The sequence below is a fragment of the Sulfuricurvum sp. genome, from assembly GCF_049305995.1.
Lineage (GTDB): Bacteria > Campylobacterota > Campylobacteria > Campylobacterales > Sulfurimonadaceae > Sulfuricurvum.
The window spans coordinates 1-8,577 of the sequence record NZ_JBAQPS010000293.1; the positions used below are offsets into that span (position 1 = coordinate 1).

An 8,577-nucleotide genomic window follows, 5' to 3' on the forward strand; every position below is an offset into this window, starting at 1 on the left:
TGCATATACTCTTAGCAAAGAATATTATGCACTGCATGATTTGAATAATTCTTATTTTCAAGCCAATAAATCAATAAAAAGTTTGCAAAAACTTTTTGAAAATTCTTTTCAGAATACCTCAGATGAACAAAAAGAAAATAGCTATAATGAATTATTAATTGTAATTAACAATTTTATAAACATTAGTCAGAAATTTTATGAGTTTACTTTAAAGAAAGAGGTGGCAAGTGATATTTTTTCTAACTGGATCAATCAAAAAGGTGTGCTTAATGAATTTGATAATTTGATATATACATTAAAAAAACATGAACGGGATAAAGAAGTGTCTCAAAAGATTGAAGACTTTATTCTTTATAAACGCGCATTATCAAAACATTTGCAAACTCCTCCTGTGTCTAAGAACGATATTGAAACTTACAATGCAAAAACGAAAGAATTGGAGCAAAATATTTCTGATTTAGAACAACAACTTGCATTAAAAGTTGAAAAATTTAAAATATCGATGGGACTAAAAAATATTCAGCTAAAAGATATTTCTTCAAATTTATCGTCAGATACCCTATATGTTGACTATGCAATGACTGATGAAGCATATTACGCTTTTACTTTAGACCATAACGAAAACGTCAATTTTATCAAAGTGGCTGATCGAAATACTATTGATAAGGCTGTATCTGATTTTCGAGTAGATATTGATTATGTTATTAAAGAAAAAAATGGTGTTTTAGCTCAAGAGGAAGAAAAAAAATTGAACTTAGCTACACAGGTCAAATTGGCTAAACTTTATGATCTGCTACTTAAGCCTTTGGAACTCAATATGAAGCAAAAAACCAAACTTTTAATCTCACTAGATGGTGCACTCAATCTTATTCCCTTTGAAGCATTATATTCAGACCATAATTATCTTGTTAGTTCAAAAGAAATAGTGTATACACCATCTGCAAAAGAGTTTGTGAGAGTGAATAAGCTAAGTAAATATAATAATAAAAAGGATACTGTTGTCTTTGCCAATCCAAATTATGATGCTAAAAATCAAGATAACAATAATACGGATGACACTACGAACTTAAGAAGTTTCCAAGTACTAAAAGCGCTTTCTAAAATGAGCTTTGAACCACTCTCAGGGAGTAAAAAGGAAGCAGAAAATATTAAAAAAGTGTCTAAAAAAATGAATGTACAAATCCTGGAAAAAGATGAAAGTTCGGAAGAGAATTTATTAAAAGTTCAATCCCCTAAAATATTGCATTTATCAACACATGGATTTTTTATAGATGATGATCATATTTCGAATCCTCTTCTGTTATCTGGAATTGCATTGGCTGCGGCGAATACATCATTGATTTTTGGTAAAGATGAGGGTATTGTAACGGCATTAAAACTTTCTGGAATGGATTTAAGTACAACTGATTTAGTTGTGCTCTCAGCCTGTGATACGGGTAGAGGTGTAATCAAGGCTGGAAATGGTGTTGCTGGATTAAATAAAGCATTTATAAGTGCTGGAGCAAAAAATATTTTGATGTCATTATGGTCGGTCTCTGACAAAGAAACAGTAGAATTAATGACAAATTTCTATTCATTGAACCAAGATGAATCATATGCAAAGGCATTGAGAGATACAAAGATTGAAATGATTAAAGGAAATCGGCATCCATTTTATTGGAGTGCTTTTATTCTTTCTGGTAAAGAATGAATACAAATTTAAAAACAGGAATGAAAATAATGACTAATCTGAAATTGCTTATTTTATCACTTACTTGTGTTTTATATCTATATGCGGACGAACCGAGTAATTCAGCTCCATTGTGTAATTCTTCAGTATTTATATGGATAAATTTACCTCTTAATGAGTATATGCAATTATCGGATAAAGAAAAAGAGCAATTTACAAAAGATAACGGAGAACTGATGTCGTTTAGAGGTCTCAATAGACTGATGAATAAAAATGTTTATTTTAGTTTGACTGAAGAGGAAAGAAAAGAGATCGGAGCATGTCAAATGAGTTCTATGTTTAATGGAACGATTGATCCAAAGAAATTATTGAAAATGACGGATCAAGAAAGAGGTAAAGCTATATTGAAAGGAAATCGTACAGATGCCGAGTTTACAAATTTAGTGGCTCATGCAATTGAAGAACAAACAAATTATATTGCATCAATGTACAATCCTGATACGTCTCAAGTTAAAATATATAAAATGACAGATCAAGAAAAAGCTAAACTCTCATCAAGAATAAATCCAGAAATACAAACAGAGGCAGTTGCAACTAATAATAAAATGAAAAACTTACTTGAAAAAATAATATCTGATGAAAGTGAAACAACGTCAGTAATATTTAATCAGTATATTGATGATCCCAAAAAACTTAATGAATACAGGGCAGCAATAATTGCTAGTAACGAAGCTGTGCTGAAAATTCAAAAAATTATTCAAAATAACTTTGACATTGATTCAAATATTGAGTTTGATCAAACGTTATTAATGCATGCTTCCATTCGAGGCAATTTGAAATTGACTAAAATTTTAGTTGAAAAAAATGCAAATTTAAATTTAATGAAGTCTTGGGGATTTACGTCTGTAACGCTGGCAAGTAATTATGGACACAAAGAGATAGTAAGATATTTGATAGATCATAATGCTGATCTTAAAAAAGGGAAGCCTTTTATTCTTTTTGGAATTGGTTTTAACGACAGAAATATTATTGATAAATATATTGAGCAAGGTGGTAATCTCAATATTCAAGATAATGGTAATACATGTCTTGTGAAAGCGATAATAGTTTTTCAAAATGTTACATTGGATACAATAAAATATCTCGTGAGTAAAGGTGCAGACATTCATTATATCACTCCAGATGGTCGAAATTTAATTCAATTGGCTCATGACTATGGAAGAGAAGATATTGCTGAATTCTTAAACCATGTAAAATAAAATATTTTTTAGGAAAATAAAAATGACTCCTTGCGAAGTTCTTATCGAATGCGGAACTACCTATCAACCACTAACGATTGGTTTGCAATTACTCAAAAATACCCATGATATCAGACGGGTTCATGTTTTGACGACCTTTAGTGCGTATGAGGGGGCAATGACGCTCATCGAAGAGTTTTTTCCCGATCTGAGTGTCATCTATTACGGTGAGTTTGTCGATGGAGGAGGGCGGTTGGAAGATCAGCGCGAATACCGCTCCAACGTCGAATCGGCTCTACGATTTGCCAAGCATCCTGTGATCGGTTTGGTAGCCAGTGGAACCAACTGGATGACATGGATCTTTTCTCAGATGATGCATACGTATCCATGCTATTACGTCAAGACCCGTAAAGAGTTCGAAGACAAATGTTTTCTTCCCCAAGAGAACATTATCGGAACGGATGATGAGGGGAATGTTTATCGTCATGAGGGTGTGGTGAGTATATTGATGCCGCTGCAAGGAGAAGTCAATACCCCTCGGCTTTATATTCGAGATCGTAAAATATCGTTTTTAGGGCATGAGGTAGCACTGACGATGCAAGAAGCGGCTATGTACGATTATCTTCTTCGATGTGGCGGAGAACTACACAGTGAAGACGAGCATACCTCTGCCTATAATGCATTCTGCGAGTCGCATGAAGATTATGATACCGAGCGTTCTCTCGTTGAAGATTTTATTTCTCGATTCCGTCAAAACGTCTCAAAGATCAACTCAAAGATTGAAGAAGCGCATCCCATCGTGGTGCGTCATATCAGCATTGAACGTGATGGAGAAAAATATCGTCTTCGTACCGTGGAATCACTCTGCTAATGACTGCTAGGGAGTTTAGTTCAAATAAATAATCAGAGGATGTTTGGGAAAATTCCCAAAGCTATTGAGGTAGATTGAAAAAGTTACGTGCGAGGTTAGAAAATACAATCGGATCAATGTGTGTATCATGATAGACTTGGATGTCTTTCATCCGTGCTCGTCGAATAGTAGCGTAATTAAAATTAGCGGATGATTTGGTATTGAGGTAGGGAGTCATCTCTTTTTGTGATACATTGAGCAATATTGCTTTCGTCCCCGTACCAAAGATATCGATGATGGCATCGTATTTGTAAACGTATTCCGTACCATCAAGATGCTTGACCAGTTTACATTCGATCGTATACATACGATTGTTGTGTGTCATAAGGATATCGAACTCGTTTATGACTCTGTGGTTGGCATTTTCTACATTTTCCTGTTCAAAATCGATCTTAGCCCCCATGACTATGTCGTCAAATCCAAGTTCATGTGATAACCAAAATACGTATTCCTCAAACAAAGTACCTTGAAGTGTCATTTGTTCGGTAGGAATGAGTTGATGCATCGTATCGACGATCTCCAATTGTTCAAGCATTTCTAAAAGATCTCGATGTTCATCGTAATTAAATTTCTTATCTTTTTTGACCAAGGCATCTCTTACTCCTAAAAACCGCTTATGATCTTTGAAAAGGTTGAGGATGTTATCTTTACGATGATTGAGGTTTGATTCTTGATTCATATCGATAGGTTTAAAATTGAGTAATGTAAGGTAATCATTGATATTGAGTTTGGAAATAAGTTTGATGCGGGTGAGAGAAGTGCCAATAAAGGTATTTAGTTCATTATCTTTGGTATCGTACGTGACAACTTTTCCTCCATTACTGAGGATAAGATTAGAGAGAATTAGAGCCAGTGATGCAAACCCCTCTGTAGAATGAAGTACGATTTCACCTTCATGCTGTGTTTTTATGGTGTGGTAAAGCCGAACAATATCACTTTTACTGTCTTCATCAAGTTGGTATACATCACTTTTCCATCGAAGATGATGGTTTTGTGTAAAACGTTCTAACCCTTTGCAGAACTGTTTAGCACGGCGAATATCATCTGCGGCATCGTCATGGATAATAAAGTGGTGGGTGATTTTGTCTTTAAATTCGTTGATAACAGGGATGAGAATACTAAGATCATCTCCTAAAAGGCTGATAAGGATCATGGGGTTCCTTGAAAGTGTTGCAGTTATTATACATAATTCATCAGAGTATGACCAATTGTCTTGGAAAATTATTTAGCATTTATATCGTAAGATCAATCTTCATTGTCATAAGATGACCAAGATGAATCATCATTCGAGGAACCCCTTACATCGAATGTATCTTCATCATCGCAAATGCAGTCTCTTTCCTCATTGTCGCAGATACCGTTATGGTTGTTATCATTGCATTCATCATCGCTTCCACCTGATGGATCCGATGATGAAGATCTACCGAATATCCATCCGCCCAAGAATAAAAGTGTTAATATCATCCAAAAAGTCATCGTATTTCTCCAGTATGAATTAAAAATGGCTTGTTAGCTAAACTATCTCGTAGAACATTATATTAATGATCTTGGAAGTTATTAATCTTGGGAAATTTACTGTAGATTAAGAGTGATAACTTGGAAATATTTGAATTACAACATAACTAAGATAATAATTTTGAAAGAGAAGAAAAAAAGAAATTGCCCCTGAACGGGGCAAGAGGAGAAAGAGAATCTCTTAGCTGTTACGCTTTTTGATAATCTCTTCGGCAACGTTACGTGGAACTTCTTCGTAGTGATCGAATTCCATAGAGTAACTTGCACGTCCTTGAGTTGCTGAACGAAGGTCAGTTGAGTAACCGAACATTTCAGACAATGGTACGAACGCGTCAACAATTTTGTTACCTGAACGGTCACCCATATTGTTAACTTGTCCGCGACGGCGGTTAAGGTCACCGATAACGTCACCCATAAAGTTTTCAGGAACTTCAACTTCAACTTTCATCATAGGCTCAAGGATAGCTGGGTTAGCTTTACGAGCACCCTCTTTGAATCCCATAGAAGCAGCGAGTTTAAACGCCATCTCATTCGAGTCAACCTCATGGTATGAACCGTCATACAATGCAACTTCGATATCTTCGATCGGATAACCCGCGAGAACACCTTTTTGCATTGCTTCACGACACCCTTTTTCAACGGCAGGAACGTACTCTTTAGGAATAACCCCACCTTTGATTTCGTTGTGGAAGATATAACCAGTCCCAGGTACGCCCGGCTTGATACGGAGATATACGTGACCGAATTGTCCACGTCCACCTGATTGTTTCGCGTATTTATACTCTTGGTTAACTTCGTTACGGATAGACTCACGGTATGCAACTTGAGGCGCACCCACTTCCGCTTCGACTTTAAACTCACGGAACATACGGTCAACAAGGATTTCAAGGTGAAGCTCACCCATTCCGCTGATGATTGTTTGTCCTGTTTCTTCGTCTGTGTGAACGCGGAAAGATGGATCTTCTGCCGCTAGTTTTGCTAACGCGATACCCATTTTTTCTTGGTCTGCTTTTGTTTTAGGTTCAACCGCAACCGAGATAACCGGCTCAGGGAAGTGCATACGCTCAAGAACTAGACGTTCACGCTCGTCACAAAGAGTATCACCCGTCGTTGTGTCTTTAAGACCTACAACCGCACCGATTTCACCTGCGTAGAGAGATTTGATCTCTTCACGTTTGTTCGCGTGCATTTTAACGATACGTCCAATACGCTCTTTTTTACCTTTGATGGTGTTATAAGCGTAGGTACCTGATTCGAGAACACCACGATAAACACGTACGAAAGTGAGCTGTCCAACAAATGGGTCTGTCATGATTTTAAATGCAAGACCGGCGAATGGAGCATCATCTGTTGATTCAACATCAACTTCAACCTCTTCATCATCTTCCATAGTCCCTTTGATAGCCGCAACTTCCAAAGGTGATGGTAGGTAATCAACAACCGCGTCAAGAAGAGTTTGTACCCCTTTGTTTTTAAACGCAGTTCCACATGTCATAGGGATAATTTCCATTTTAAGACATCCGGCTTTAATCCCGCGCATGATCTCTTCGTTGCTAAGTTCACCTTCTTCGAAGAATTTCTCCATCAAAGTATCGTCACCCTCAGCCGCCGCTTCCATCATTTGTGCACGGTATTTATTTGCAATTTCTACCATATCCGCAGGAATTTCTGCTTCATGATAGTTTGAACCCATTGCCGCATCTTCGTCCCAAAGAATTGCTTTCATTTTAACGAGATCAATGATCCCTTTAAACTGATCTTCAGCACCGATTGGAAGTTGGATAGCGATAGGATTTGCTTTAAGACGTGCACGAATTTGCTCTTCTACGTTGTAAAAGTCAGCTCCTGTACGGTCCATTTTGTTAACGAAAACCATACGAGGAACCCCGTAACGGTTTGCTTGACGCCATACTGTTTCAGATTGTGGTTGAACACCGCCAACAGCACAGAATACCGCTACAGCACCATCAAGTACACGCATAGAACGCTCAACTTCAATCGTGAAGTCAACGTGGCCCGGAGTATCGATAATATTGATTTGTTTGCCGTTCCATTCACAGGTTGTTGCAGCAGAAGTGATCGTGATACCACGTTCTTGCTCTTGCTCCATCCAGTCCATAGTTGCGGCACCTTCGTGAACCTCACCGATTTTGTGTGATACACCGGTGTAGAACAAGATACGCTCAGTTGTTGTCGTTTTACCCGCATCAATGTGAGCGGCGATACCGATGTTTCTTACGTCTTCAAGTTTATGGGATCTTGCCATGAAATAGCCCTTAATAGAGTTTATAGTGGATAGGGGAATGATAACCCGAGAGGGTTATCAAAAGGTTACAAATCTTACCAGCGATAGTGAGCGAACGCTTTATTCGCTTCAGCCATTTTGTAAGTATCTTCTTTCTTTTTGAACGCCGAACCTTTGTCATTTGCAGCATCTGATAACTCATTTGCTAAACGCTCTGCCATAGTGCGCTCGTTACGTTTGCGTGCCGCATCGGTTAACCAACGGATAGCAAGAGAAAGTTGGCGTACAGGACGAACTTCTACTGGAACTTGGTAGGTCGCTCCACCCACACGGCGGCTTTTTACTTCGATGACCGGTTTGATATTATCAATCGCAGTGTTGAATACTTCGATACCGGTTTTTTCACCACGTGAACCCATGATATCTAAAGCACCGTACATGATTTTCTCAGCAGTACTTTTTTTACCATCCCACATGATTTTGTTGATGAATTTTGTCAAAATTTTTGATCCGTGAACTGGGTCAGGCATAATTTCGCGAACGGGCGCTTTTCTTCTTCTCATAATGTTTCCTTCAATGTTTTTTTCATTTACTCAAAAAACGGTCATCAAAAACCGATTCTTGTCAGACTAGTTGACTATTTTTTAGCCTTAGCTTTTTTCGTTCCGTATTTAGAACGAGATACTTTACGGTCTTTAACACCCGCTGTATCGAGAGCACCACGTACGATATGGTATTTTACCCCTGGTAAGTCTTTTACACGACCACCACGAACCAATACGATTGAGTGTTCTTGCAAGTTGTGACCCTCACCACCGATATAACTAATAACTTCAAACCCTGAAGTCAAACGAACTTTAGCAACTTTACGAAGCGCGGAGTTAGGTTTTTTAGGGGTTGTAGTATATACACGAGTACATACACCACGACGTTGTGGGCATGACACCAAAGCGGGTGATTTTGATTTTTTCACTACCGCTTGTCGCTCTTTACGAATAAG

At 37.6% G+C, this 8,577-nt stretch carries 7 protein-coding genes; 3 read left to right on the plus strand and 4 right to left on the minus strand.

The genetic code is table 11. The features are described from left to right. The 3 genes from WA010_RS10155 to WA010_RS10165 all read left to right on the plus strand — a co-directional run. Window positions 1–1,690 (plus strand): CHAT domain-containing protein (locus WA010_RS10155; protein WP_422556998.1); only part of this gene is annotated, 1,690 nt, incomplete at its 5' end. Next, window positions 1,687–2,928, plus strand: a complete 1,242-nt coding sequence (locus WA010_RS10160) for an ankyrin repeat domain-containing protein (RefSeq protein ID WP_422556999.1) — start codon at window positions 1,687–1,689, stop codon at window positions 2,926–2,928. The genes WA010_RS10155 and WA010_RS10160, both read left to right, overlap by 4 nt. Window positions 2,929–2,950: 22 nt before the next feature. Beyond that, window positions 2,951–3,778, plus strand: a complete 828-nt coding sequence (locus tag WA010_RS10165) for a hypothetical protein (protein WP_422557000.1) — start codon at window positions 2,951–2,953, stop codon at window positions 3,776–3,778. A 61-nt stretch (window positions 3,779–3,839) separates the two neighbouring features. Here the strand turns inward: WA010_RS10165 and WA010_RS10170 are convergent, their stop codons facing one another. The 4 genes from WA010_RS10170 to rpsL form a co-directional block, all read right to left on the minus strand. Beyond that, complete coding sequence (locus WA010_RS10170; RefSeq protein ID WP_422557001.1) at window positions 3,840–4,970, minus strand: Card1-like endonuclease domain-containing protein; 1,131 nt, start codon at window positions 4,968–4,970, stop codon at window positions 3,840–3,842. A 543-nt stretch (window positions 4,971–5,513) separates the two neighbouring features. Next, window positions 5,514–7,598 (minus strand): elongation factor G, encoded by a 2,085-nt coding sequence (fusA, locus tag WA010_RS10175; RefSeq protein WP_422557002.1) that lies wholly within the window; start codon window positions 7,596–7,598, stop codon window positions 5,514–5,516. A gap of 74 nt (window positions 7,599–7,672) precedes the next feature. Beyond that, window positions 7,673–8,140: a 30S ribosomal protein S7 gene (gene rpsG / locus WA010_RS10180; RefSeq protein ID WP_422557003.1), complete on the minus strand. Its 468-nt coding sequence runs from the start codon at window positions 8,138–8,140 to the stop codon at window positions 7,673–7,675. 74 nt (window positions 8,141–8,214) lie between these two features. After that, on the minus strand, window positions 8,215–8,577 hold a 363-nt coding region (gene rpsL / locus WA010_RS10185; RefSeq protein WP_422557004.1), incomplete at its 5' end, for a 30S ribosomal protein S12.

Excerpts from the sequence above, each read along its gene's own strand:
- WA010_RS10160 (WP_422556999.1), top strand. The coding sequence starts at position 1,687 with ATGAATACAAATTTAAAAACAGGAATGAAAATAATGACTAATCTGAAA.
- WA010_RS10165 (WP_422557000.1), top strand. The coding sequence starts at position 2,951 with ATGACTCCTTGCGAAGTTCTTATCGAATGCGGAACTACCTATCAACCA.
- WA010_RS10170 (WP_422557001.1), bottom strand. The coding sequence starts at position 4,970 with ATGATCCTTATCAGCCTTTTAGGAGATGATCTTAGTATTCTCATCCCT.
- fusA (WP_422557002.1), bottom strand. The coding sequence starts at position 7,598 with ATGGCAAGATCCCATAAACTTGAAGACGTAAGAAACATCGGTATCGCC.
- rpsG (WP_422557003.1), bottom strand. The coding sequence starts at position 8,140 with ATGAGAAGAAGAAAAGCGCCCGTTCGCGAAATTATGCCTGACCCAGTT.